Genomic DNA, 23386 nt, shown 5'->3' with positions numbered 1-23386 from the left:
TGCCTGGTTCGTCACGTTCCTGCGGTTCCTGACGGTGAGTTGCTTGCGGCGCGGTTCAGTTGATGCGTACGAGAGGCGCGTTCACGGACAGGGTGTTGCCGCCCCTGAGTTCGGTCCGGGTGGTGCTGCCCACCGCCACCTGGTTGCCCTGTACCTCCACCGTGCCGCCCGTGGCGAGCTTCAGCGGGCCGTTGCCGCCGTCCACTTGGACGCCGGTACGGGCGGTGAGCCGGACCGAGTCGCCGGTCAGCTCCAGCGTTCCGCCGCCCGCGTCCAGCGCGACCCCGCTGCCCGCGCTGATCGAGACCTGTTCCTTCGCCTCGATCTCCACCGTGCCGTCGCTGTGCACCACGACCGTGGTGCCCCGGCGGTCGAGGCTGATCCTCAGCTTTCCGTCGCCCGTCGACAGCCGTACGCCCTGCGGTCCGTTCGCGGCATCCAGCAGTTCCAGCCGGTCGCCGCTGCGGGCACCGAAGGCACGCTTGGTGACGGCTCCGCTGGTGGGGTCGACCGCCCCGGCACCCTCGTCCGCCTGCGGACCGGCGCCCCGCGCCGACCCGCCGCCGGTGCCGCCCGGCTTGTCCTGCCCGTTGTAGAGCCCGGCGAGGACGTAGGGACGGTCCAGATGGCCCTGTTCGAACCCGACCAGCACCTCGTCGCCGACCTCGGGGATGAACGCCTCCCCGCCGCCGGTGCCGCTCGCCTGCGCGGTGCGCGCCCAGTCGCTCGCGTACTCGTCGGACAGCCACGGGAACCGGACCTTCACCCGGCCCAGGCCCTCCGGGTCCTTGGTGTCCGTGACCGTGCCGTTCGCCAGCCCCGAACACCGGGCCCCCGCCCCCGTGCCGGTTCCCGTGCCGCCGGTCAGCCCGAACAGCGAGCGTTCCTGCTGACCGGAGACCGTCACCCAGGTCTCGTAGCCGCGCACCGGATCGAACACGTGCCGGGACGACGTCACGGTGTACCGGCCCTCGAAGGGGGCGCCGACCCCGGCCAGGGTGACCGCGCCACCCGCCCGCACCTCCGGGTTTCCCCGGATCACCGCCTCCAGTTCGGCGAACGACCCCGCGATCCGGGCGGCGAGCGCCTTCGCCGCCTGGTCCACCTGGGCCTGGTCCCCGTACGGCGCGTCCGACACCAGGAAGTCGGCCTCGCCGAACGGCCGTGCCACCTCGGCCGCCGTCACCCCCAGCTCCAGCGTCGCCGCGGAGCCCGCGTCGGCGCGGCCGATCAGCGGCTGCTTGGCCCGTACGTCCCAGCCGCGCACCTCCACCGCCGAGACCTGCTCGGCGGCGGACACCCCGGCCCGGCAGCGCAGCAGGTTGTCACCCATCTCCAGGACCAGCGGATTGCGGTCGGCGCGGGCGGAGGTGTCGGGGGCGCCGCCCGCCTCGGTCGGCCTCGACACATGGAGCCGGCCATCCCGCACAAAAACCTGGACACCCGCCTGATCGGCCAGCGAGCTGAGGAACTCCCAGTCACTGACGTTGGGTTGCGCCACGTGTTCCAGCACGGGGCCCGCCACGTCGATCGTGCCCGGTTTCAGCCCGGCCCGCCGTGCCACCTGGACACAGATGTCCGCCAACGTCATGTTCTGGTAGCCCGCCACCCGGCGGCCCCGGAAGAGACGATGGGACTCGTCAAGACCCCGCACCACGGTGTAGGTCCCGGTGTCATCGATCTCCACCTCCAGCGCCGTCACGCTCCCGGTCAGCAGCGGACGCGGCGACGGTCCGCCGTCGGCGCCGGCCAGCAGCCGCACCTGCGTACCGATCCGCACCCCCGTGTGGTCCAGCAGGACCCGGCTGGGGTCGCGGAACCGCAGCAGGAACAGGTCGGGCAGGGTACGGCTGTCGTCCACATACCCCTCGACCAGGGTGTTCGCCAGGGCCGTGGAAAGCGGACGGCCGCCGAACTCCACCACCAGGGACTTGGCGACGCTCTGATTGACCATGACGCTCGCCTCACCGATCCCTGTCGTGTCCGTCGCCGTGACCGCCGCCCGTGCCGTGCCGTCCCTGCGTCCGCTCCAGTTCGTCCAGCGCCGGGAGCAGCAGCTCACGGCCCTCGGGCAGGCGCATCGGATCGTCGATCCCGTTCGTCTCCGCGATCGCCCGCCAGGCGGCCGGGTCGCCGTACTCACGCCAGGCCAGCAGCGCCAGCGTGTCCCCGGTGCGCACCCGGTGCACACGCCGCGCGTGCAGGGCGCCCGAGGTCGGGTTCTGCCCCGGAGTCTCCCCGCTGATCTCCTCCATGGTCACCTGGCACACCGCCCGGATCGGCACGCCGGACGTGGTGAACAGGGTGTACTTCGCCTGCACTTGGCTGACGTAACCGGGGAAACCGGTGAGCCCGCCCCAGTGGAACACCACCCAGGGCGGTGAGGACCGCTGCTGCTGTCGTGTCTCGCTCGTCGGCACACAGCACGCGAACAGCTTCTCCACCGCGGTCACCACGCTGGTGTCCTGGGTGTCGCTCGCGTCGAAGAACATCTCCACCGTGAGCTTGCTGGGCTGCGGCCCCTGGTACTCCGGCGGCCCCGCGCTCTTCGCGCCCTTCGCCGGAGTGCGTTTCCAGGCCGCCGCCTTCGTCAGGGACAGCTCCTTGGGGTTGAACTGGAAGTCGATCCGCCCGCACGGCCCGCCGGGCGTCAGGCTCCCGCCCGGCGGCGGAGTACGCAGCTCCAGGTACGCGTGCTCCAGCTTGGGCCGGGCCCCGCCCCCCTGGGCGGCGGCCGCCCCCGCGCCCGCCGAGCTGAACGCCACCGGAGAACCCACGGGTCAGTCCTCCATCGTCACAAAGCCGTGATGGGCGATCTCGATCGTCTCCATGGCCACCTTGGGGGATTCCGGATTGAACGCCGGCCCCGTCCAGCGCACCGGCACCACCTCCAGCAGCCCCCACTTCGCCACCGGCCGTCCGTCCCCGGTGCGTGCCTCGATGTGCGCCGTCCTGCGTCTGATCCCGGTGGTCATGCTGGCGAACCACTTGGCCACCTTTTCGGTCTCCCGGGTCAGCGGCCTGGACAGCTTGATGTTCGGGTACTTCAGGCGGGTGGGCAGCTGCCACAGATGGATGTTGTTGCCGCCCTCCTCGCGCTGTTCGAGCACGACCTCGCAGCCCAGGCCCTCGCAGGTGTTGAACGAGCCGAGTTCGATGCCGTCCACGGTGACGACGAAGCAGACGCTGACCGCCGGATCGTCGGTCACGGCCATGCCGTCCCTCCTCTGTGTTCGGTCCGTGCTGTCCGCACACGGTCGGTGGCTTCTCGGAGCCTGGTCAGTGCCTGGTCAGTGCCTGGTCAGTGCCTGGTGTTGATCAGGTGTCCGGCCCGTTCCCGGTCCAGCCGCAGCTCCGCCTTGAGCAGCCGGCTGAGCGGGGCGAACAGGGCGCGGACCAGTGCGTCGTCCACCTTCGACGGGCCCCCGGGGCCGGGCTCGCCGGTCTGCTCCCCGGGGGCGGCCGGTGCGGTGGCCGAGTCGCCGGTGACGGGATCCGGTGACGACGGGGCGGGCGGATCGGGCAGGTCGGGCGGGACCGGCGGATCCAGGGGAGCGGGAGGATCCGGCGGGGTGGTCTCGACGTCGCGTTGCACGGACGGGACGAACCGGACAGACCGGATGGAGCGACCGGGTTCGGTGGATGCGGCGGCTCGGGCGCGCTGGACGGACGCAGTAGGCGGCATGGAGGCGTACGGCTGCGGGGACGCCGGCGCGGCGGCGGCAACCGGTGGCATGTGTGCGGCGGACGGCGGCCGGAAGACGACGGAACCGTCGGCCATGCGCTGTGCCACCCCGGCGGCGACGGCCACGGAGCCGGTGTCGACCGGCACCGGCGACCGGGGCACGGCGGCTGCGGCCGGGCGTGCGGCGGCCTGCCGGGGAGGGAGCGCGGCGGCCGGGGCGACGGACCGCTGGGCGGCCGGCACCGGCACGGACCGCACCGAGTCCACGGTAGTGCCGGCCGGTGCTCCCTGCGCGGGGGCGCCGGTGCCCTCGGTCCGGTACCCGTCAGCGGGCCGTGACCAGCGCACCGGTACGACGACCTGCTGCCCGGCTTCGCTCGACGCGTCGCCGGCGTCGGGTGGCCGCACACCGGAGAACAGCGGCACCGAGCGCTGCGCGACGAGCGGCGCCAGCGGCCCGCTCACCGGGCGGGGTCCGGGTGCCGCCGGTGTCCCGTCGGCGGCGGCCCGCTGAATCCGTACCGGGGTGCCGTCGGACCTCGGCTCCGGCAGCGGACGGGTGTCTGCCGTGCGCACGACGAGCGGGTCGTCGAAGAGCAGCGGCCCGGCGGTCGGGTCACCCGACGGACTGTCGGGCCACGGGCTGACGGCGCCGGGCTCGTCCGATGGCGGCGGGGCGCCGGCGGCGTCCTCCCGCCGGGCGGTGAACGGCAGTTCGGCCAGCGGCTCCCCGAGACCGAAGGTGTGTGGGCGGGTGCGGTCGGCCGCGGCGGCCCGCTGGACCGGTGCCGCCGACGGTGACGGCGATGGCCGGGCGGACGGCGGTGACGACGGCAGGGGCACGGGTGGGTCGGGGCGCGCGGCGTCGACGGGCACAGCGGTGAGCCGGCGTACCCGCATGTCCGGTGGGCGGGCCGCGACCAGCGGCGCGACCGAGGCCGCGGCCCCCGTGCCCGCGGTGCCCGATTCCGCCTCTCGCTGCACCGGCGGGTTCGACTGCCGTGCCCGGCGCGCGGTGTCGGCGCGGACCTCGCGGCCGACCGCCGGTGTCTCCTCCCGCGCGGCCGGTGTGGCCAGACCATGGCCAAGACCGGACGGAGCCTGAGGGCTGACCAGGTGACCGAGCGGGATGCGCAAGGACGCGTCCCGCCAGGTGTCCAGGGAACCACGGAACCCCACCGGATTCGTGACCAGGTCGGGAGCGCCCACCGTGCGCTGGAGCGGCGGCACCTCACGCCACTCGGCGGCCCGCACCGGCGCACGGCCCGTCTCCGGCGCCTGCGCGGCGGCGTGGCCCCGTGCACCGTCGCCGTGCCGGCCACGTCCGCGTCGGCCGGCCGGCCAGGACAGCCATCCCATCCGGGTCACCCTTCGCTGAGCCGGGCGACGTGCTGGACGTACCGCAGCCGGTCCGGGTGTTCAAGGTCGAGGATCTGGTCGAGTGACCAGTGGAAGTGATAGGCGAGGTACGCGACTTCCTCGTGGAGCCGGTCGGCCGCGTACGTCATGATTCCCCCAGGCGACCACCGCCGGACAGGTCCACAGCGAAGCTCTCCTGGCACGAGGGGCAGGTGACCGCGGCACGGGTGTGCCCCTCGGCGTTGATACGGCGGTAGAAGTCCTGGAGGAAGGCGAGATCGGAGGCGAACAGGTCCTCGACGATCCCCGGGTGGACGTCCTCGATCGAGCCGAGCCGCACGAGCACCCGGGAGATCAACACCACGGACAGATAAGCGGAGTTCTCCCGTACCCGGTCGTCCCGGAGCGGGACCAGCTCGTCGCGGGCGGTCGCGAGCCGCATGACCCCGGCCCGGTGCACGGTCCCCGAATCGTCCACGTAGCCGCGCGGCAGTTCGAAGGCGAACTCGGTGCGCAGGGTGTCGACATGCCCGGCCCGGTCCGCCGCCGCGGCCCCGGGCTCGGCGGCGGACGGCGTCGCGATCGTCCGCCGCATCAGTCGACTTCCACGCTCTCGTAGGTGATGGACAGCTTCTCGGTGAGAACGGAGGTGTCTCCGGCCTTGAGGGTGCTGATCTCCAACGACTTGGGCCACGCGTTGATCAGCTTGTAGCGCTTGATCGGGATGCCCTCGTAGTCGTAGACGATGATGGAGCCGTTACGGCGGGCGTTGGTCATCTTCCCGAACCGGGAATCCTTGACCCACTGCTCGAAGCTGTTGTCCTCCGTCAGACCGCGGGTGACGGTGACCTCACCGGCCTTGGGACGGCCCGGGAGTTTCTTGATGGCGTATTTGCCGTCGGCGGTGTTCTGCTTCAACTCGATGACGTCCTGCTCCATCTTCAGGCCGCTGACCTCGGTGATCTGCCTGATGAGAACGCTGTCGAATTCGAGGCCGAAGGAATGTCCTACGGAACTGTCGAGTTCGGGGAGCGGCATGCCAGCCTCCTAATGCTGCGGTCCGGTCGGTCCTGGCGGCCCCGCGGGCCGTGGCGTCACTCGTCGATCCCGCCCGACCCCGCCGAGAGCTGGGCGAGCCGGAACACCACGAACTCCGCCGGTTTGACCGGGGCCACCCCGACCTCACAGATGACCTGACCGGCCTCGATCGACTCCGGAGGATTGGTCTCGCGGTCGCACTTCACATAGAACGCCTCGTCCGGCGTCAGCCCGAACAGGGCGCCCTTGCGCCACTCGTTGACCAGGAACGCCGAGATGGTGCGCCGGATACGGGCCCACAACGCGTCGTCGTTCGGTTCGAAGACCACCCACTGGGTGCCCGCGAGGATCGACTCCTCCAGGTAGTTGAAGAGCCGCCGCACATTGAGGTAACGCCACGACGGATCGTCGGCGAGCGTGCGCGCGCCCCACACCCGGATGCCGCGGCCGGGAAAGGCACGGATGCAGTTGAGCCCGATGGGATTGAGCAGGTCGTGCTCCCCCTTGGTGATCTGCGTCTGCAGACCGACCGCGCCGCGCAGCACCTCGTTGGCCGGCGCCTTGTGCACCCCGCGGGTCTCGTCGTTGCGCGCCCACACGCCCGCGACGTGCCCGCTCGGAGGCACGAAGGCGTCACGGCCGACGGCCGGGTCGAACACCTTGATCCAGGGGTAGTAGAGCGTGGCGTACCGGGAGTCGAAACCGGTCGTCTCCTCCCGCCACGTCTTGATCTGGCGCGGGCTCAGGGCGGGCGGCGGATCGAGGATCGCGATCCGGTCGCCCATGGCCTCGCAGTGGGTGATCAGCCCGCGCTGCACGGAGATCACCGTCTCCAGGTCCAGCGCCCCCCGCTGGTACGCACTCATCAGATCCGGTGCGGCCACCATCGTGACCTCTTCGACCGCCTCCAGCCCGCCGAACCCGGTGCGCTGTTCGGGATCGCCGACGTAGGAGTCGGCGGACAGCGCGTCGGGCACCCCGACGACCCCGCCGCCCGGTCCGGCACCGGGCGCCGTCGCCAGCGTCACCGACTGAACCTCGGGCCGGGCCGGCGCGGCCCCCTTGCCGGGTTCCTCCAGCCGGATGAGCTGCGACCGGGCCCGGACCTGGGTGGCCACGTTGTCCTTGCTGCGCTTGGTGGTCACGGAAGGGTACGTCTCGACGACCTGTCCGTCCCGCTTAACGATCAAGGTGAAGACATCCTGGGGCGGATCCTCGCCCTCGGGTTCCGCCACCTCGACGGTGATCTCTCCCGTGACGCCGGGCAGCGCCCGCACGGAGTACGGGCCGAGCTGCGCGGTGGTCCCCACCCGCTCGGCGCTCGCCCGCGCCGGCCCCTCGGCCTTCCCCGCCGGACCCGCCTCAGCGCCGCCGATCCGGACGACATAGCAGATTCCGCCACCGTTGGCGAAGTACCCGTAGACGGCCGAGGCCAGGTAGGTCCCCTCGACGAAGTCGCCGAAGACGCCGGTGAACTGGGTCCAGTTGGTGATGAGGGTCGGCTCGTCGAACGGACCCTTCTGAGCGAAGCCGATGAAGGCGGCGACCGAGGTCCCGACCCCCTCGATCGGACGTGACCCGGATTCCACCTCTTCGACGTAGACGCCCGGGGACAGGTACGACGGCATACCACTCCTCTTGACCGGGTCTCCTCGACCAGGTCGACCAGTTGACCAGGTTGACCGGGGAAGCGAGAGCGATTGTTGCCGGGCACAGGAACCGCGGGACAGGGCATTCGGCCGCACCGGAGTACAGACGTCCTTGCCCCAAGGTGCAGCGGACCGGCCTCCCTATGGGGCAGCGATCTCTGCCCTCGGCACTACCCCGGCTTCCGGGGTGACCACCCCACCGGACCCCGCACTCTGACAGACATGTTGCGGACGTGCCGCGCGCCAGGGCCCCACGCCGTCGTCATCCGGCAGACCGGGTGATGCGGTGAAGGCCGCGTCGGAGAAGCCCGCCAAGCCCACGGCACCCGCCAGGTCCGCGGCGTCCGCCAGGTCCGCGAGCCCGGCGCCGGAACGGACACCGGTGCCCGCACCCGAGCAGGCGACGGCCCCGGCGCGGCCTTCGGGCGCCGGGGGCCTGACCCCACGGAGCCTGCAACGCCTTCAGGGCGCGGCGGGCAACGCGGCGGTCGCCCATCTGGTGGCCCAGCGCTACACGGCTCCGGTGAAGCCGCCACCGTCCCAGGCGCCGGGCATGCGCAAGGTGAACGCCGACATCGCCGCGAAGAAACAGAAGCTGGCCCGGCACAGGGCCGCGACCACCGAGTCCCGTTCCGCGCAGGGCGCGGCGAAGGCCCCGCCCGACGACAAGCAGGCACAGGGCAAGGTGGCCAACGCCGAGAAGATGAACGCGGCCGAGCCGGGGGAGTTCGACAAGGCGGCGTTCATCGCGGCGGTGAACGAGGCGATCGACAAACAGGCGCCGAAGAACCTGGACGAGGCAGACAAGTTCGCCGGCTCGGGCAAGGCGGACGAGATCAAGGGCGCGGTCGACGGCAAGGTCACCGACGGCAAGGAGTCCTCGGCCAAGGACATCGAGACCACGACGACAGCGGCTCCCGACACGTCCGAGGCCAAGGAGAAACAAGTAACCCCGATGCAGCCGGACCAGCCGCCGGCGAATCCGGGTGCCCCGAACGCGGCGGACGCGACACCGCGACCACAGCCGCCGGAGGTCACGGACTTCTCCGAGGGCCCGAAGCAGACCGACCGGCAGATGGCGGAAGCCGACGTCACCGAGGAGCAGCTGGCCAAGAGCAACGAGCCGCAGTTCACCGGGGCGCTGGGGGAGAAGAAGAAGGCCGAACAGCACTCGGCGACGGCCCCGGCACAGGCCCGCGCGGGCGAGAAGCAGCAGCTGTCGACGGCGAAGGCGGGCGCGGCGGCGGCCGGGGCGACGGCCATGGCGGCGCTGACCGCCAAGCGCGGCGCGGCGGGCAAGGAGGTGGACGGCGGCAAGGGCGAGACGAAGTCGAAGGACGAACAGAAGCGGGAGGAGGTCACGGCCAAGCTCCAGAAGGTCTTCGACGCGACGCAGAGGGATGTCAAGGAGATCCTGGACGGTCTGGACGGCAAGGTCGACAAGCAGTTCGAGGAGGGCGAGAAGAAGGCCCGGGACGCCTTCAACACGGACCAGAAGCGCCGGATGAAGGAGTACAAGGACAAGCGCTACGGCGGCTTCTGGGGCCCGGCCAAGTGGGCCAAGGACAAGATCGCGGGTATGCCGGAGGAGGCGAATCAGCTCTTCCAGGAGTCCCGCAAGCTGTACGTGGGTCTGATGCAGGGTGTCATCTCGTCCATCGCCGACACGATCGGCAAGGAGCTGGGCAGGGCCAAGGCCCGCATCTCCCAGGGCCGCGCGGACCTGAAGACGGAGGTGGACAGACTCCCGGCGGACCTGAAGCAGTTCGGCGAGGAGGCGGCGCAGGACTTCGCGGGCAAGTTCGACGACCTCGAATCGGAGGTCGACGACAAGTCGCAGGAACTGGTCCAGAGCCTGGCGCAGAAGTACACGCAGGCCCTGAACGCGGTGGACGAGGAGATCAAGAAACTCCAGGAGGCGAACAAGGGCCTGGTCCAGAAGGCGGTCGACGCGGTGGTGGGCGTCATCCAGACCATCAAGGAACTCAAGGACCTCCTGATGGGCGTCCTGGCCAAGGCCGCGAGCGCGATCACCAAGATCATCAAGGACCCGATCGGCTTCCTGGGGAACCTGGTCCGCTCGGTCGGCGCGGGCCTGCAGCAGTTCCTGTCGAACATCGCCACCCACCTCCAATCCGGCCTGGTGTCATGGCTGTTGGGCACATCGGTGAAGGCGGGCATAGAGATACCGTCGAGGTTCGACCTCAAGGGGATCATCCAGATCATCGCCTCCCTGCTGGGCCTGACCTGGGCGAACATCAGGGCCCGCATCACCCGCAAGGGCGTCCCCGACCAGGCGATGACGAAGGTCGAGCAGTCGGTGCCGGTCGCGAAGGCGCTGGCGACGGAGGGGCCGGCCGGAGCGACGAAGGAGATCCAGGCCGAGGTGGGCGACCTGAAGTCCACGATCCTGGAGGAACTCAAGTCCTACTTGATTCCGACGGTCATCGTCGCGGGCATCACATGGATTCTGTCTCTGCTGAACCCCGCGTCGGCCTTCGTCCGCGCCGTCAAGGCGATCATCGACATCGTCACGTTCATCGTCACGCAGGGCGCCCAGATCGTGGAGTTCGTGAACGCGGTCCTGGACGCGGTGATCGCCATCGCGGGCGGTGGCTCGGCGGGCGTCCCGAAGATGGTCGAGACGGCGCTGGCGGCAAGCATCCCCCTGTTGATCGGCCTGCTGGCCTCCCTGCTGGGCATCGGAGGCCTGGCCAACAAGATCAGACAGGTCTTCCAGAAGGTCTCACGCCCGGTCAACCGCGCCATCGACAAGATCGCCGCCAAGATTGCTCAATTCGGAAAGAAGCTCTGGAGCAAAACGAAAAAGAAGGACCAGAAAAAGAAAGGGGATGGGCGGCGTGAGAACGGCGAGAAGGGTGAGCAGGATGGGCTGATACGGTTGCCGAAGGCGAGGTTTCGGAACAAGGCGGGAGAAGGGCACCTTCTTGCCTTTTCCGAGAACAAGTCCGGGGCGAAACTCCTTCTGCACAGTGAACCTCGCGACGTGCGTGAGTTTCTCAGTGATACATGGCCTGCGGCAATCAAGAGCAGCGAGGAATCCAGCGAGCGTGAACAGCAGGAGCGGGCTCACGAGAACGCAGTCAGCAGCCATGCGGAGGTCACGGCTGCGCAATCCGCCCTGGACGGCAGTACCGGCGCGGCGAGGCAGCGGAATCTCGCGGACCTGGTCAACAAGCTCGACAGACTGTCACAAGCACTGGCGGACCATGATCCGAGTTCGATTGCCCCGATACCGGCTCCTGTGCTGCCGCCGTTCGTCGACAACGTGCGGGCGGAGAAATTCACGGCGCATTATATCAACAATAAATCGAGGGGCACCCCGTCCAGTGCACATGAAGGAGATCTCAGGGGCTGGGATCACGTGGACAGTGCCGGCCTCAACAAGGGCAGTAACAGAACCGCTTGGGTGAAAATGCATCTCCTTCCGGATTTCCTTGGAGGGCACGCCACCGATTCAAACCTCGTACCGGCCCGCGGGTTCACAAACAACCCGTTGTTCCTGCGCGCCGCCGAGAATCCGGCCAAGGTGGCGCTCCGAGGCGGTGATGAGAAGATCATCTGGTATCGAATCACGGATCTCACGTTTTATGAAAGCCCTAACGGAGAGTTTCCGGACGATGCATTCCCGCATTCCCTCGGAGTCGAGTGGGGTGGGTACGAGAGGCGGCAGGGGAAATGGGAGGAAAAGGCTGTAAGCGGTTCATTCTCCGACGATCAGGATCCGCCGACCGTGTCTCGCCTCCGGATAAATGTGGAAGGCGCTACGGCGGTGGCGACCTGGCTCGGCCTGCCGAAGAAGAGCCAGATTGCCCAGCTCGTCAAGGACGGAAGACCCTACGCCGGTATCACTGACCTGACTGGGAGATTTCCGAGCCTGGCAAGCAAGTTCATCGATTTGCAATCCCGAGGCCTGATTCGCTGGGACTGATGTGGACGAGCCTGTCACCCGAAGGAGATGTGAACCTGTGCTGTTGGCGTACGAAGCAAAGCTGCTCAACATGATCGACGAGATCGGAAACTGCCCTAACATTCGAGTTCTGGGGCAGGAACAGGGGCCGCTCGGGGAATTCCTGAACAACGCGGACGCGGCGTTCGATCTACTACGGCAGCTAAACGGGATCACGCTCGACCCGTCGCTGAAGCGGTCATTCCACCGCTATAACGGTCTGGGCCTCCATTGGCGAGGTTCAGGCGAATATGGATCCCTGGGTGGAGAGTTTTACCTGGTCCAGCTTCTGGACGCCATTGTGGGGGGTGCTCCGGCATGGCTGCAGCAGGACGGTTGGTCGGAGGATGAACTGGCGCTCCATTCGGAATTTCGCGTATTTGATAGCCAATTCAGTGGTGGAGTCGGCACGTTCTCCGCACTCCGATTGCAGGACGGAGTTCAGGATCCGGAGGTGTGGTATTTCAATGTCACCTATGGAAGCATCAAGTTGGACATCGGTTACAGTGATTATATGGACTTCCTTTTGCTGACTCGCGGAGTCTATTACTGGCAGTACCTTTTCGCCGAGGTGCCGCCTGAACACTACAATTTTGAAGCGATCGGTCTTGAGTTGCGAAAGGCGATTAATTTCCTGGAAGAGAATTTCCCGGAGAATGACTACAGTGAGTTGACGGTCCGGCTGGATGATCGACTTTCCCGGTGGGAGTCCGGCTGACTCGATCGGAAAGAGCGGCCCGTCGAGCCCGTGCGGCTGCTTGAGGGCTCAGCCCGTCAGCAGTGGCAGATACGGGCCGAACTCCGATGCCAGGGTCAGGCGGCCCAGTTTCTGGTACTCGCGTTGTACCGCGTGGATCAGGTCGGCCATCGTCACCGGGCTGCCCGACTCGGCGGCCAGGTAGGCGGCCGTCACCGCCACCGAGCGGATGTTGCCGCCCGACAGTTCGAAGGACTCCGCGCAGAAGTCCAGGTCCAGGTCCGTGGCGCCGGGGAGGATCGGGGCCAGACAGCGGTCCCACAGGGCGCGGCGGTGGGCGGTGTCGGGGAGCGGGAAGTCGATGACCAGGTCCAGGCGGCGGGTGAACGCGTCGTCCAGGTTGGCGCGGAGGTTGGTGGCGAGGACGGCAAGACCGTCGAAGGTCTCCATCCGCTGGAGGAGGTACGCGCTCTCGACGTTGGCGTAGCGGTCGTGCGCGTCCTTGACCTCCGAGCGCTTGCCGAAGATCGCGTCGGCCTCGTCGAAGAGGAGTACGCCGTTGATGCCGGCCGCCTCGGAGAAGATGCGTTCGAGGTTCTTCTCCGTTTCGCCCACGTACTTGTCGATGACCGTCGCCAGGTCGACCGTGTAGAGGTCGAGACCCAGATCCGCGGCGATCACTTCGGCCGACATCGTCTTGCCGGTGCCCGAGTCGCCCGCGAACAGGGCCGTCACGCCCCTGCCCCGGCCGCCGCCCGGTCGCATGCCCCATTCGCCCAGCACCTGGTCGCGATGGCGGGCTCGGGCCGTGAGTTCGCGGAGCTGGGCGTGCGTGTCGGCGGGCAGCACCAGGTCGGACCATGTCACCGCCGGTTCCGTGCGGCGGGCCAGCCGGTCCAGGCCCGCCGCGTTCTGGGAGCGGGCGCCGGCGCGTATGTGGTCCGGGCGGAGCGTGCCGCCGTCCAGCGTGGCGGTTTGGGCGGCCGCGCGGGCGGCGTGGGCGATCTGCTCCGGGGCGAGGAGGAAGGGGGAGAGGAGGTGCGTGAGGTTCAGGCCCGGCGGGACGGGCGCGGGGTACGCGTCTGTCCACAGTGCCGCCCGCGCCGTTGGTTCCACGCGTGGGGCGTGCAGGAGCAGGGGCGGGCGGGACGACCACGCCGCGTCCCACGGCACCCGGCCGATCAGGACGGCGGGGACCGGGACGTCTGTCACCAGGCGGCTGATCTCCGTCTTGTCCGGCTCCCGGGCCAGAGCGTCGAGCGGTGCGCACACCAACCCCGAGGCGGTGAGCCGGGCCTCGCGGGCCAGGACGCGTACCGCCTCGGTGGGGTTCGGGTCGCGGGTCAGGCGGTCGAGGTCGACGCCCAGCACGCCGTAGCCCGCGCGCATCAGGGCGCAGGCCGCCAGCGCCGTCCCCGCGCCGCCCTGTTCCTCGCGGAGGTACGCGAGCGGGACCCCGGCGGCGAGGGCACGGGTGAGTCCGGACGGGTCGCCGACATCGGGGACGTCCTGCCAGGGGACCAGAACGTCCACGACGCGCGGATCGGGGGTGTCGTCCCCCAGAAGGTGGGCCGTGACCCGGTCGGGGACGCGGAGCGCGCGGGCGAGGAAAGGGCGGTCTAGCTCCTCGACCAGGAGGAGACCGCCGGCCCGTAGCGGTGCCTGCGGCGACAGGCGTGCTCTGGCTCCCGCGTCGGCCGCGGGCAGGCCGCACAAGCCGAGGGCGAGACCGGTCGTGGGGCGACGGCGGGTGACGTCGTCGTTGAGGTAGCCGTAGAACTGCTCGAAACGGTCGTCCAGGTCCGGGACCAGCGCGATCAGCAGGATCTCGGTATCCAGGGCGGAGAGGCCGAAGTCGCGGGCAAGGGTGCGTAGCCGGGTGGGGTGGCCTGCCGCTTCGGCGGCGTCGGCGCGTGACTCCGCTTCGGCCAGGAAGGCCGTGTCTGTGTCGTCGGGGGCGGTGACCGTGAGGTGGCGGCCGTGTTCCAGGAGGCGGTGGATCGTCTCGTCGCTCAGGTACAGGCCGCGGAAGGCGTCGTCGGGGGCCGGATCGCCGAGCTGCCGGGCGTGGACCGCCCGCCGTACGCGTTGCTCGACGAGGATCGTGCGGTCGAGGAGGTGGCGCAGGCTCTCGTCCGTGGCGGCCGATTCCGCCGGCCCGGTGGGGGCCGTCATTCCGGGTGTTCTTCCGCCACACGCGACGCGATGCCGCCCCTTCGCGCCCCGTACACCGGCAGGTTCGCACCGCCCGGTGTCCGCTGGGCCGGGGCGGTGGGCGGCGGCTCGGCCGGGGGAGTCTCGCCGAAGCCGAGCCGCACCCCTTCCTCGCCCACCTGCGGGCCCGCCGGGTAGACCGGGGACTCGGTGACCGGCACGCTCACCACCAGGTCCAGCGACGGCTTGAGTTCTCCGCCCAACGCGCTCCACACGTCGGCGAACGACCGGTCCTCGGGCGGCGGCAGCGCGACCGTCATGGGGACGGACACACCGATCTCGGCCAGCGTGCCGGTGAGGCGTTCGGCGGGCAGCGCCTCGTACCTCAGGAGGCAGGACAGCAGCGACGAGAGCAGACGGTGTTCGTCCTCCGGGCGTTTGGTCCACGCGGTGATGAGATACGACAGCTTGAAGAACCGGGGCGGGCGGCGCCTGGCCACGATGGCGCCCTGCTCGTCGTACTCGTTGAGCAGGCCGCGCTCACGGCGGCGCATGTCCTCCCGGATGTCGTACAGATACAGGTTGACGGTGGGGGCGTTGACCTTGGCGGCCCAGTCGCGGGTGGGGGCGTCGAAGACCACCGTCACCTGGCCGCCCGCCAGGGCGTCGGTGCGGAACAGCGCGCGCAGTGCCTCGTCGACCTCGTGGATCACGGCGCGCCCCTCACCGTCGGCCCGCGAAGTCCGGCGGCTGGAGGCTGCGCCGCACGATCAGCACGTCCTCCTTCGGGCGGTGCAGCCGGTCCAGCGCCGGTACCCGGGCGCGGAGCACGCGCGGGCCCAGCTGGTCCTTGCGCAGGACCGGTACCTGCGCCTCGAAGGTGCCGTCCCGGCCGACCCGTACGGGAGACTGTGCCGCCGTGATGCCGCGGCTCCAGGTGAGGGCGACCGTGCGGCCGGGCGGGAAGTCCTCGCCGCGGGCGAGGACCACGTCGCCGGGCCGGGCCACCGCCGGGGTGACGGTCAGTCTGGGCTCCAGGACGCGGAGCGGCGCGGTGGCGGTGTTGTCCGCCCGCCGGGGGTCGCGCGGTGAGCCGGTGACCGATGCGTGCACCTCGCCGCGCAGGGCGGTGTCGTAGACGGCGGTCTGGGCGACGGTGACGCGGCTGCCCGGCGCGATGGTGCAGGGCCTGGCACGGGTGCAGTTCGAGAGCGATGACAGCGTGCGGTCGCCGGCGCCGTTCCCCTCGGGCCAGGCGGTGGTGAGGACGACGTTCCGCGCCGTCCTCGGCCCCGCGTTGGTGAGGACGAGGTCGGCGCGTGTGGTCAGGCCCGTGTAGGCGGTGGCGGGGGACACGAAGGCCCGGACGGCGATGTCCGCCTCGTTCGGCACGGGGGCCGCGGTGACCGTGAAAGTGGCCGTACCGGTGCCCGTGTTGCCGGACGAGTCGGTCGCTGTGCAGGTGACCTGGGTGGTGCCGACGGGGAAGAGCGAGCCGGACGCGGGGTCGCAGGTGACGGGCAGGGTGCCGTCGACCGCGTCCACGGCGGCGGCGGTGAAGTCGATGACCCTGCCGTCGGCGCCGGTGGCTGCCACGGTGCGGTCGACGACGGTGACGACGGGAGCGGTCACGTCGTTGACGGTGATGGTGATGTGCTGCTGGTAGTCCTCGGGGGCGGCTGCTCCGCCGACACCGCCGCTGTCGTCGCGACCGTCGCCCCCGTCATCGCTTCCGTCGTTTCCTCCGCCGTCCTGCCCACCGTGCCGACCGCCGTCCTGCTCGCCGCCCGCGCCGCCCGTTACGCCGTCGTCATCGCCGGCCCCACCGACCGTTCCGGTGACCGCCCCGCCGACGGCCCCGGCGGCCGATCCGCCGTCCGCCGTCCCGCCCTCGGACGAACCGCTCACCGACGAACCACTTACCGACGAACCGCCGTTCATCTCGCCGCCGCTCCCGTCGCTCGCGCCGTCGCCGCAGCCGGCGGAGCCGCCGACGAGGCCGCCGAACAGTCCGCCGATGAGCCCGCCACCGCCGGTGCCGAGGCCGCCGATGCCGCCGATCGCCGTCCCGGCCACGGCCCCACCGTCGCAGCCGTCGGATCCGCCGGTCACGGCACCGACCGTTGCTCCGACGAGCCCTCCGCTCCCGCCGCCGGTGCCACCGGCGGCGCCGCCGACGGTTCCTGAGGCCGAGGCGTCACCTCCGGAAGCGGATCCGCCGCCGGAGTCGTCGACACCGCCGGAGGCCGATGTGTCCGGGCCGGCCGGCTCGCCGAGCGCGTCTTCGCCGGGGGAGATCCGCTGGCCGTGGAATGCGCGGGCGGGTGGGACGTCGAGGGGCGGGTCCCCGCCCGGTGCCCTGCCGTCCAGCAGGAACTGGACGGTGCAGCTCAGGGTCATGCCCTGCGGAGCGTCGTCCGCCACCGTGATGGTCTCCTGGAAGGCGGCGGTCTGACCGCTCGTCACCTGTCGCACGGCAGGGCTCAGGGCGACGGTGAGCGCGGGATCGCAGCCGATCGTCTGGTGGCTGACGGTGGTGGGCAGATTGGTCAGGCCCGCGGCGATGGTGTCGGCCACCCGGTCCGGGTCGATGTCCTGGAAGAGACGGCCGCCGGTGGCCTCGACCACCCCGGTGGCCTGGTCGGGATCGTGGGTCGGCTCCCGGTTCTCGTCGGGGCCGTTGCCGTTGTCGCCGTTGCCGTTCAGACCGTCGCCCAGAACGGTCTCCACATCGACCGCGATGACCCGAGCGCCCACGTTCTGCAGGGCGTTGACGGCGTCGGCGAGCGTGTGGCCCATGCTGGGGTCGTGGCTGGACGCGTCGCCGACGAGGACCACGACCGGGCTCGCGCTGTCCCGGAAGCTGCCGGCCGCCCCGTTGCCGATCTGCCACAGCGCGTTGATCCAGTCCTCGGCGGGTCCCGGGCTGAAGCCACCGCGGGTGGCGTCGAGACGTCCGACCCCCGCCCGTACGGCCGTCAGATCGTCCGTGAGGTCCTGCAGCACCGTGAACACCCGGTCGCCGTCGACTTCTTGGTCGCCGTACGTCGCCACGGCGAAGCGGGAGTCGGGCTGCTCCTGGCGGACCCGGTCCGTGATGGTTGCGAGGTCCCGCTGGACCCCCTCGATGGTGGTGTCCATGCTGCCGGTGCCGTCCACCAGCAGCACGATGTCCGGCCGCGGCGGCACCACGGGCGTGCTGACCTCCTTGTCCACGGTGAGCGAGTCGCCGGGATCGAGCGGCTCGTCCACCACGGCGGGGGTCACCGCCGACCCCGGGACCGCGGCCGGCGCACCGCCCGCGACGCCCGTGACCCCGGTGACGGCCGTGCCGACCACCAGGAGCAGTACGGTGGTCAGCACGCCGACGGTGACGACGTGCGGCCGGGCGACGGCGGGCGGGCCCGGCAGGCCGAAGCGCCGGACTCCGTGGGCAGGGCGCAGTAACCCTCGTACGCCGCGCACGAACCCCCGTACAGAACCCACGGAACACCCCACGGTCACGATCGGCGACTCGGACTCCCACCATCGTGGGCCGGCCCTGTACCGCGCAGCGGGGCGCGAGCCAGTCCTTCGGGAAGGTCCGGCTGCCCCATGGGGCAGCGCGCGGTGCCGGGCGACGGGCAACGGCACCGCGGGCCCGTACTCAAATCAGCCCCTGGCGCAGGGCATACGCCACCGCATGGGAACGATTCCGCAGATTCAGCCGGGTCATGATGGAGTGCAGGACGTTTTTGATGGTCCGTTCCGAATAGGACAGTTTCACCGCGATGTCAGCGGTGTCGTACCCCTCCGCGACCAGTCGCAGAACCTCGATCTCGCGGGCGGTGAATCCGGTGAGGTTCAGCCCGTGGGGTGCGAGCACCTGGCCCTGGAGCCGGCCGACCTGCTGGAGCAGGCTTCCGAGCAGGTCGGGCGGGACCCGGCCCTCGCCCCTCGCGACCGAGCCGATCACCTTGACCAGGCGTTCCGGGGTCGCCTCGGCGCGGCGGACGACACCGACGAACCCGCACTCGGCCGCGTTCACCAGTTGCTGCTCGTCGATATGGGTGGTGACCAGTACCCCCCGCGCGGTACTGGTCCGCTGGATCTGGCGCAACACGCGTAGCGCGACATCGTCGAGGACGTCGAGGACGACGACCACCACCTGCGGTACATCCGTGTCGTCCCGTGCGTCCCAGTCGACGACCCTGACTTCCGGGCGAGCGCGTAACTGACTGGACACTCCGGCCTGCGACACCGGGTCCTGGGCGCGCAGCGCAACCGTGATGCGATCTCCGTTCATCTGTAGCACGTCGCTCTCTCCCCTCGGGCGACTGTGGGAGAGCTCCGTCGAAATATGGTCAGTTCATGGTTACGGGTCCACATTTCATTCACATGGGTCTCCCTTTACCGAGTAACCACAGTAATGCCCCTGATTCACCAAGGGAATTGGCGGTGACTCCATGGGCATCGCGATTGCCCGAAAGTGTTCCTGTGTGGCCGGTGACGGTATGTCACACCGGACATTACGGTGCGCCGCATGACTGTTTCGGCGAGCGTGGACGAGTCTTCCGTCAGCGTTGAGCCCGGGGGTGCGGCTGAACTTCCGGTGCGGGTGCTCAACTCCGGGACCACCGTTGAGGAGTGCAGGTTCGAAGTGGTGGGGCCGTGCGCCGACTGGACCACGGTGGAACCGGAGAGTCTGTCGCTCTACCCGGGTGCGTCCGGCACCGCCACCGTCACCTTGCGTCCGCCGCGCAGCTCACAGGTGAGCCCCGGAGAGACACCCCTCGGACTGCGGGTGGTGCCGACGAGCGAGCACAGTGAGCCGTCCGTCCTCGAACGGACCGTGACCATAGGGCCGTTCACCGAGGTCACCGCGGAGCTGGTGCCTCCCGGGTCGAACAGCCCCTGGCGCGGACGGCACAAAGTGGCCGTCGACAACAGGGGCAACACCCCCGTCACGGTCGACGTGACCGCCCGGTCCGCCACCGAACGCTCCCGGCTCGTCCTCAGCCCGCCCGAACTGGAAGTACCGCCGGGCCAGGCCAAGTTCACCACCCTGACGGTGCGTCCCGCCAAGCGTCTGTGGCGCGGCACGCCGATCACCCACCCGTTCCAGGCGGCGGTGACACCACGGGTGGCGGAGGGACAGGACCCGTACCAGCCGGTGGTCCTCGACGGCTCCTACGAGCAGCAGGCCGTCCTGCCCCGCTGGCTGCCCCGCGCCCTGGTCGTGGCGGTGCTGGTGGCCGCGGCCGTGGTCGGGCTCTGGTACTCGGTGCTGCGGCCCACGGTACGGTCGGCCGCTCGCGAGGCCCTCACTCCGCAGGCGGTCGAGTCCGCGCTGCGGGAAGGGAACCGGGATCCGGACAAAACGGGGGGCACCGGGGCCGACGGCCGGGGGCAGGGAGAGACCGGCGGCGGTGCGACGGCGGGGGCAGGAACGGGCGGCAACGCGTCGGCGTCACCGGGCAGTTCCGCGACCGGGGAGCCCGGCGGGAGCGGCGGGTCCGGGACACCGGAGAGCGCCCGGGTGCAGGTGCGGGACGCGGTGGGCGGCGGCGCCACCCGGCGCACCGCGTACGAGGTGCCGGCCGGCCGGACCTTCGAACTGACCGACATCGTGATCCAGAACCCGCAGGGCGACGCGGGCACCCTGGTCGTCTCCAGTGACGACGGACCGCTGCTCACGCTGGCGCTGGAGAACTTCCGGGACTCCGACTACCACTTCGTCACCCCCATCGAGGTGCGCTCCGCAGGGACGGTCACCGTCTCCGTCGACTGCCGGCGGGTGGGGCGGCCGGTCGGGGCCCCGGCGCCGTCCCGGTGCTCCGAATCGCTGTTCCTCGGCGGCAAGATCTCGGTGCCCGCGCAGGCCGCCGGCTGACCGCCGCCGGCTGACCGGTCCGCCCGGCCGGGCCGCGGCTCGCTCACCCCTCGGGCGCGGTCTCCTCCTCTTCCTCCGACGCGCCCTCCGTGGCCCGTTGCACGAACGACCCCTGCACGTCCGCCGGTTCCTCGTCCTCGTCCTCCGCCTGACGCTGCACCGGGGCGGCGGTGGCGGATGGCGTCGCAACGGCGGTCTGCGCGGACACCGGGGCGGACGAGTCGACGGCCGGAGCGGGTGGATCGGGGGACGGAGCCGGGGTGGACATGACGCGCTCCGCGTTGGCCGACGCCTCCCGCTCGAAGCGGTCCGACGGATCGCTCACCCGGATCCCGCCGGGAGCGTCCGTGCCGTCCACCGGACCGGAGCGCTGCTGGATGACATGGGTCAGCTCATGGGCGAGCGTGACCCGCCCCTGATGTGAGGACGGTTCGTAACTGTCCCGCTGGAACACGACGTTGTCGCCGACCGTGTAGGCGTGGGCGCCGACCTCCTTCGCCGACTCGTGCGCCGCCGAGCCCGTGTGCACCCGCACGGAGGAGAAGTCGGCACCGAGCCTGGCCTCCATGTCCGTACGGGTGTCGGTGTCCAGTGGCTGTCCGCCGCCCGACGCGATCACCTCGTGGACGCCGGAACGCGGCTCGCCCCGCTCCGCGGCCTCCGGTTCGGCCTCCTCGGCCTTCCGCTGGAGCGCCGAGCGGACGGCCGTGTTGCCGACCGTCCGTTGCAGGGTGGTCATTCCGGCGGGCCCGAGCACATCCGTACGGCCGGTGGCGGCTGCCGTCAGCACGTGGGCGAGCCCGGCCGGCGGCTGGACGGACGCGTCGGCGGACGACCCGATGGGTGCCTCGGAGAATGTGTCGGAGTTGCCCTTTCTGGTCGTCCTGAGCGATGCGTCGTGCTCGTGCTCGCCTTCGTCGCGTCCCTGCTCGTACATGCCCATTCGCCGCTCCCCGCGCAATAGCAGAATGCCGAACGTCCCCTCGATGACGCGTGGCGCCCCACGGAAGCCCCGGACGACAGTCCGGCGCCGCGCCGCATCCCCTTCCAGCGTCTTCGGGGGACCGGCCCGCGTCCAGGCCCGCAACCACCGGGAACGGGCAGTGCGGACTGCACCTTCGGGCAACACCTTCGGGTTTCGATCGCGGCGCCGGTGCAACACGTTCAGGTGTGCCCGGACGGCGGCGGACGGCGAGGAGTCCGCCGCCGGTGAGCCGCCGGCGGACCGTGACCGTTGCGCAGCGGTGTCGACCACGGGATCCTGCTCTCGGACGCGGCCGACCCGACGCTCGGGACGCTCCGCGTGGTGGCACGGGACTGACGAACGCGTACGACTCAGCTCTCGGCCGGCCTGCGGCAGCCGCGGACGCCGCCGCGGACGTCCGCCAACTCCCCGCCTTGGCTGGCTCGTTCCGCCTGGGTGATCACGCCACCCGCGTCGCGGACGACATGGGCCTCCCCGTCGTCCAGTGAACCCGCCCCGCGCCTCGGGGCCGGCAAGGACAGGAGCACGCATCCGTGCGCCCTGCCGCCGATGGCGGGCGCCGCAGGGGACCGCCTCCGCCGGGGCGACGGCATCGCCGCCATCCGCTCCGGTTCGCCGTTCGTCCACGGACTGACCAACCACGTCGCCGCCAACCTGAGCGCGAACGTGCTCCTGGCCGTCGTCGCCGGACCCGCCACCCCGAGGACGCCTCCCTGGTACTGCTCGCGCTGAGCGAGGAGTTCGCGGTGGCGCGCACGCCGGTTCGTGAGGCCCTGGCCCAGATGGAGCGCGACGCCCTGCTCGCCTCATCGGCCGCGGTACGGCGCAGCCCGGTCGGGGGCGAACCCCCGACGGATCGAGGGCCGCTCGCGGGAGCCGGGTCCGCCGGGCGTCGGGATCGGCGGTGACGCACGAGCTGTGACTCAGCGCACCGCCTCCTGAGCCGTCGGGGAGGTGGGGTGCCAGCCGAGGGCGGGGGCGATCAGGTGTCGTACGTCGTGCAGGATCTGCTCGTACTCCTCCCGGTGGAACTCGTACGGCAGCTCCAGGCGCAGCTCGGACACCTCGGCGAGCACCGGATCGGCGGTCAGCCGCTCCAGGATCTGCTCGGCCGTCCCCACGACGTCCGGGGCGAACAGGGTGCGCTTGGGGCCCTGGGGAGCGAGGGTGCGCCGGTGGCGGCTCGCCGCGTAGGCGCGGTAGCGGTCCCGGGTGGCCGCGTCGGCGCTGTCGAAAGGCACGATCACCCGGCCCAGCGCGACCCGCGTCGGACGGTCCGCGGACAGCGTGCGGCGGTACGCGGACAGCAGGTTCAGCTGGGCCGTGGTGAAGTCGTCGGTGTCCTCGCCGGTGACGATGTTCCCGGACAGCAGACCGAGGTCGTTCTCGGCCGCCCAGCGGACCGAGCGCAGGCTGCCGCCGCCGTACCAGATCCGCCGCGCCAGATCGGGATCGTGCGGTTGCAGGCGGGGGCGCTGGACGTTGCCGGGCGAGTGGATGACCGTGTCCGGGCCGCCGAGGTAGCCGCCGCGCAGATGGTCGACGACGCGGGCGATCCTGCCGTACGACAGGTCGAAGCCGCGCCAGTTTCCGTCGTACACCAGGTCGCCGAGCAGGTCCGCGTGCGGCATCCCGGTGCTGAAACCGACCTGGAGCCGGCCCCGGGACAGTACGTCGGCCAGCGCCAGGTCCTCGGCCAGGCGGAACGGACTCTCGTAGCCGATGGGGATGACCGCGGTCCCCAGTTCGATCCGCTCGGTGCGCTGGCCGGCCGCGGCGAGGAACACGGCGGCCGAGCCGACGCCGTGTTCGAGGTGGCGCTGTCTGATCCAGGCGCCGTCGAAGCCGAGCCGTTCGCCGTACTCGAACAGCCCGAGCGTCTCCTCCAGGCCGGTCCAGGCGTCGTCGTCGGCGAAGTTGCCGGGGGTGAGAAAGGCCAACGAGGTGATGGTGGGTGCACTCATGTGATGCCGGTCC

18 protein-coding genes are annotated in these 23386 nt (G+C 70.6%); 4 read left to right on the top strand and 14 right to left on the bottom strand.

Going from position 1 to position 23386, the window contains the following annotated elements; translation table 11 throughout:
- Positions 1 to 55: 55 nt before the first annotated feature.
- The 8 genes from ACFYTE_RS15620 to ACFYTE_RS15585 form a co-directional block, all read right to left on the bottom strand.
- A complete protein-coding gene (locus tag ACFYTE_RS15620) occupies positions 56 to 1954 on the bottom strand; it encodes a VgrG-related protein (protein ID WP_388709815.1) in 1899 nt (632 codons plus the stop codon).
- Positions 1955 to 1964: 10 nt separating this feature from the next.
- Entirely contained in the window at positions 1965 to 2777 is an 813-nt protein-coding gene (locus ACFYTE_RS15615; protein ID WP_388709814.1) for a peptidase M23, read from the bottom strand.
- 3 nt (positions 2778 to 2780) lie between these two features.
- Positions 2781 to 3215: a phage tail protein gene (locus tag ACFYTE_RS15610; protein WP_121890064.1), complete on the bottom strand. Its 435-nt coding sequence runs from the start codon at positions 3213 to 3215 to the stop codon at positions 2781 to 2783.
- Between the two features lie 86 nt (positions 3216 to 3301).
- A complete protein-coding gene (locus ACFYTE_RS15605) occupies positions 3302 to 5044 on the bottom strand; it encodes a hypothetical protein (RefSeq protein ID WP_388709812.1) in 1743 nt (580 codons plus the stop codon).
- A gap of 5 nt (positions 5045 to 5049) precedes the next feature.
- Complete coding sequence (locus tag ACFYTE_RS15600) at positions 5050 to 5193, bottom strand: DUF6760 family protein (RefSeq protein ID WP_388709810.1); 144 nt, start codon at positions 5191 to 5193, stop codon at positions 5050 to 5052.
- Positions 5190 to 5639, bottom strand: a complete 450-nt coding sequence (locus ACFYTE_RS15595; RefSeq protein ID WP_388709808.1) for a hypothetical protein — start codon at positions 5637 to 5639, stop codon at positions 5190 to 5192. Before ACFYTE_RS15595 ends, ACFYTE_RS15600 begins: the two co-directional genes overlap by 4 nt.
- A complete protein-coding gene (locus tag ACFYTE_RS15590) occupies positions 5639 to 6082 on the bottom strand; it encodes a phage tail protein (RefSeq protein ID WP_121890068.1) in 444 nt (147 codons plus the stop codon). The genes ACFYTE_RS15595 and ACFYTE_RS15590 overlap by 1 nt, the downstream gene beginning before the upstream one ends.
- A 56-nt stretch (positions 6083 to 6138) precedes the next feature.
- Entirely contained in the window at positions 6139 to 7710 is a 1572-nt protein-coding gene (locus ACFYTE_RS15585; protein WP_388709806.1) for a phage tail sheath family protein, read from the bottom strand.
- Between the two features lie 574 nt (positions 7711 to 8284).
- On the opposite strand from ACFYTE_RS15585, the gene ACFYTE_RS15580 reads away from it, so the two are divergent.
- Positions 8285 to 11683, top strand: a complete 3399-nt coding sequence (locus ACFYTE_RS15580; protein ID WP_388710159.1) for a hypothetical protein — start codon at positions 8285 to 8287, stop codon at positions 11681 to 11683.
- 37 nt (positions 11684 to 11720) lie between these two features.
- Positions 11721 to 12419, top strand: a complete 699-nt coding sequence (locus ACFYTE_RS15575; protein ID WP_388709804.1) for a hypothetical protein — start codon at positions 11721 to 11723, stop codon at positions 12417 to 12419.
- 48 nt (positions 12420 to 12467) lie between these two features.
- Here the strand turns inward: ACFYTE_RS15575 and ACFYTE_RS15570 are convergent, their stop codons facing one another.
- From ACFYTE_RS15570 to ACFYTE_RS15555, 4 genes are all read right to left on the bottom strand, one after another.
- Positions 12468 to 14573: an ATP-binding protein gene (locus ACFYTE_RS15570; RefSeq protein ID WP_388709802.1), complete on the bottom strand. Its 2106-nt coding sequence runs from the start codon at positions 14571 to 14573 to the stop codon at positions 12468 to 12470.
- Positions 14570 to 15265, bottom strand: coding sequence for a DUF4255 domain-containing protein (locus ACFYTE_RS15565; protein WP_388709800.1), 696 nt, complete (start codon positions 15263 to 15265; stop codon positions 14570 to 14572). The genes ACFYTE_RS15570 and ACFYTE_RS15565 overlap by 4 nt, the downstream gene beginning before the upstream one ends.
- Before the next feature lie 10 nt (positions 15266 to 15275).
- A complete protein-coding gene (locus ACFYTE_RS15560; RefSeq protein ID WP_388709798.1) occupies positions 15276 to 18038 on the bottom strand; it encodes an HYR domain-containing protein in 2763 nt (920 codons plus the stop codon).
- A gap of 160 nt (positions 18039 to 18198) precedes the next feature.
- Positions 18199 to 18837, bottom strand: coding sequence for a LuxR C-terminal-related transcriptional regulator (locus tag ACFYTE_RS15555; protein WP_388709796.1), 639 nt, complete (start codon positions 18835 to 18837; stop codon positions 18199 to 18201).
- A gap of 237 nt (positions 18838 to 19074) precedes the next feature.
- Here ACFYTE_RS15555 and ACFYTE_RS15550 point away from each other — a divergent pair, with 237 nt between their 5' ends.
- On the top strand, positions 19075 to 20424 hold the full coding sequence (locus ACFYTE_RS15550) for a hypothetical protein (protein ID WP_388709794.1): 1350 nt from the start codon (positions 19075 to 19077) through the stop codon (positions 20422 to 20424).
- Between the two features lie 43 nt (positions 20425 to 20467).
- On the opposite strand, the gene ACFYTE_RS15545 is transcribed toward ACFYTE_RS15550, so the two are convergent.
- Positions 20468 to 21367 carry a DUF4157 domain-containing protein gene (locus tag ACFYTE_RS15545; protein ID WP_388709792.1) on the bottom strand — a complete coding sequence of 300 codons (900 nt, stop codon included), beginning with the start codon at positions 21365 to 21367 and terminating at the stop codon, positions 20468 to 20470.
- Between the two features lie 591 nt (positions 21368 to 21958).
- On the opposite strand from ACFYTE_RS15545, the gene ACFYTE_RS15540 reads away from it, so the two are divergent.
- On the top strand, positions 21959 to 22141 hold the full coding sequence (locus tag ACFYTE_RS15540) for a hydroxyethylthiazole kinase (RefSeq protein ID WP_388709790.1): 183 nt from the start codon (positions 21959 to 21961) through the stop codon (positions 22139 to 22141).
- 191 nt (positions 22142 to 22332) lie between these two features.
- Here the strand turns inward: ACFYTE_RS15540 and ACFYTE_RS15535 are convergent, their stop codons facing one another.
- Positions 22333 to 23373 carry an LLM class flavin-dependent oxidoreductase gene (locus ACFYTE_RS15535; RefSeq protein WP_388709789.1) on the bottom strand — a complete coding sequence of 347 codons (1041 nt, stop codon included), beginning with the start codon at positions 23371 to 23373 and terminating at the stop codon, positions 22333 to 22335.
- Positions 23374 to 23386 lie beyond the last annotated feature (13 nt).

This window comes from Streptomyces sp. NPDC004629 (assembly GCF_042873595.1).
Taxonomy (GTDB): Bacteria; Actinomycetota; Actinomycetes; order Streptomycetales; family Streptomycetaceae; genus Streptomyces.
The sequence above is the reverse complement of the archived record's forward strand: the minus strand, read 5'-3'. Positions and strand labels throughout refer to the sequence as shown.

Excerpts from the sequence above, each read along its gene's own strand:
- ACFYTE_RS15620 (WP_388709815.1), bottom strand. The coding sequence starts at position 1,954 with ATGGTCAATCAGAGCGTCGCCAAGTCCCTGGTGGTGGAGTTCGGCGGC.
- ACFYTE_RS15610 (WP_121890064.1), bottom strand. The coding sequence starts at position 3,215 with ATGGCCGTGACCGACGATCCGGCGGTCAGCGTCTGCTTCGTCGTCACC.
- ACFYTE_RS15605 (WP_388709812.1), bottom strand. The coding sequence starts at position 5,044 with ATGGGATGGCTGTCCTGGCCGGCCGGCCGACGCGGACGTGGCCGGCAC.
- ACFYTE_RS15600 (WP_388709810.1), bottom strand. The coding sequence starts at position 5,193 with ATGACGTACGCGGCCGACCGGCTCCACGAGGAAGTCGCGTACCTCGCC.
- ACFYTE_RS15595 (WP_388709808.1), bottom strand. The coding sequence starts at position 5,639 with ATGCGGCGGACGATCGCGACGCCGTCCGCCGCCGAGCCCGGGGCCGCG.
- ACFYTE_RS15590 (WP_121890068.1), bottom strand. The coding sequence starts at position 6,082 with ATGCCGCTCCCCGAACTCGACAGTTCCGTAGGACATTCCTTCGGCCTC.
- ACFYTE_RS15585 (WP_388709806.1), bottom strand. The coding sequence starts at position 7,710 with ATGCCGTCGTACCTGTCCCCGGGCGTCTACGTCGAAGAGGTGGAATCC.
- ACFYTE_RS15580 (WP_388710159.1), top strand. The coding sequence starts at position 8,285 with ATGCGCAAGGTGAACGCCGACATCGCCGCGAAGAAACAGAAGCTGGCC.
- ACFYTE_RS15570 (WP_388709802.1), bottom strand. The coding sequence starts at position 14,573 with ATGACGGCCCCCACCGGGCCGGCGGAATCGGCCGCCACGGACGAGAGC.
- ACFYTE_RS15555 (WP_388709796.1), bottom strand. The coding sequence starts at position 18,837 with ATGAACGGAGATCGCATCACGGTTGCGCTGCGCGCCCAGGACCCGGTG.
- ACFYTE_RS15550 (WP_388709794.1), top strand. The coding sequence starts at position 19,075 with ATGACTGTTTCGGCGAGCGTGGACGAGTCTTCCGTCAGCGTTGAGCCC.
- ACFYTE_RS15545 (WP_388709792.1), bottom strand. The coding sequence starts at position 21,367 with ATGGGCATGTACGAGCAGGGACGCGACGAAGGCGAGCACGAGCACGAC.
- ACFYTE_RS15540 (WP_388709790.1), top strand. The coding sequence starts at position 21,959 with ATGGCGGGCGCCGCAGGGGACCGCCTCCGCCGGGGCGACGGCATCGCC.
- ACFYTE_RS15535 (WP_388709789.1), bottom strand. The coding sequence starts at position 23,373 with ATGAGTGCACCCACCATCACCTCGTTGGCCTTTCTCACCCCCGGCAAC.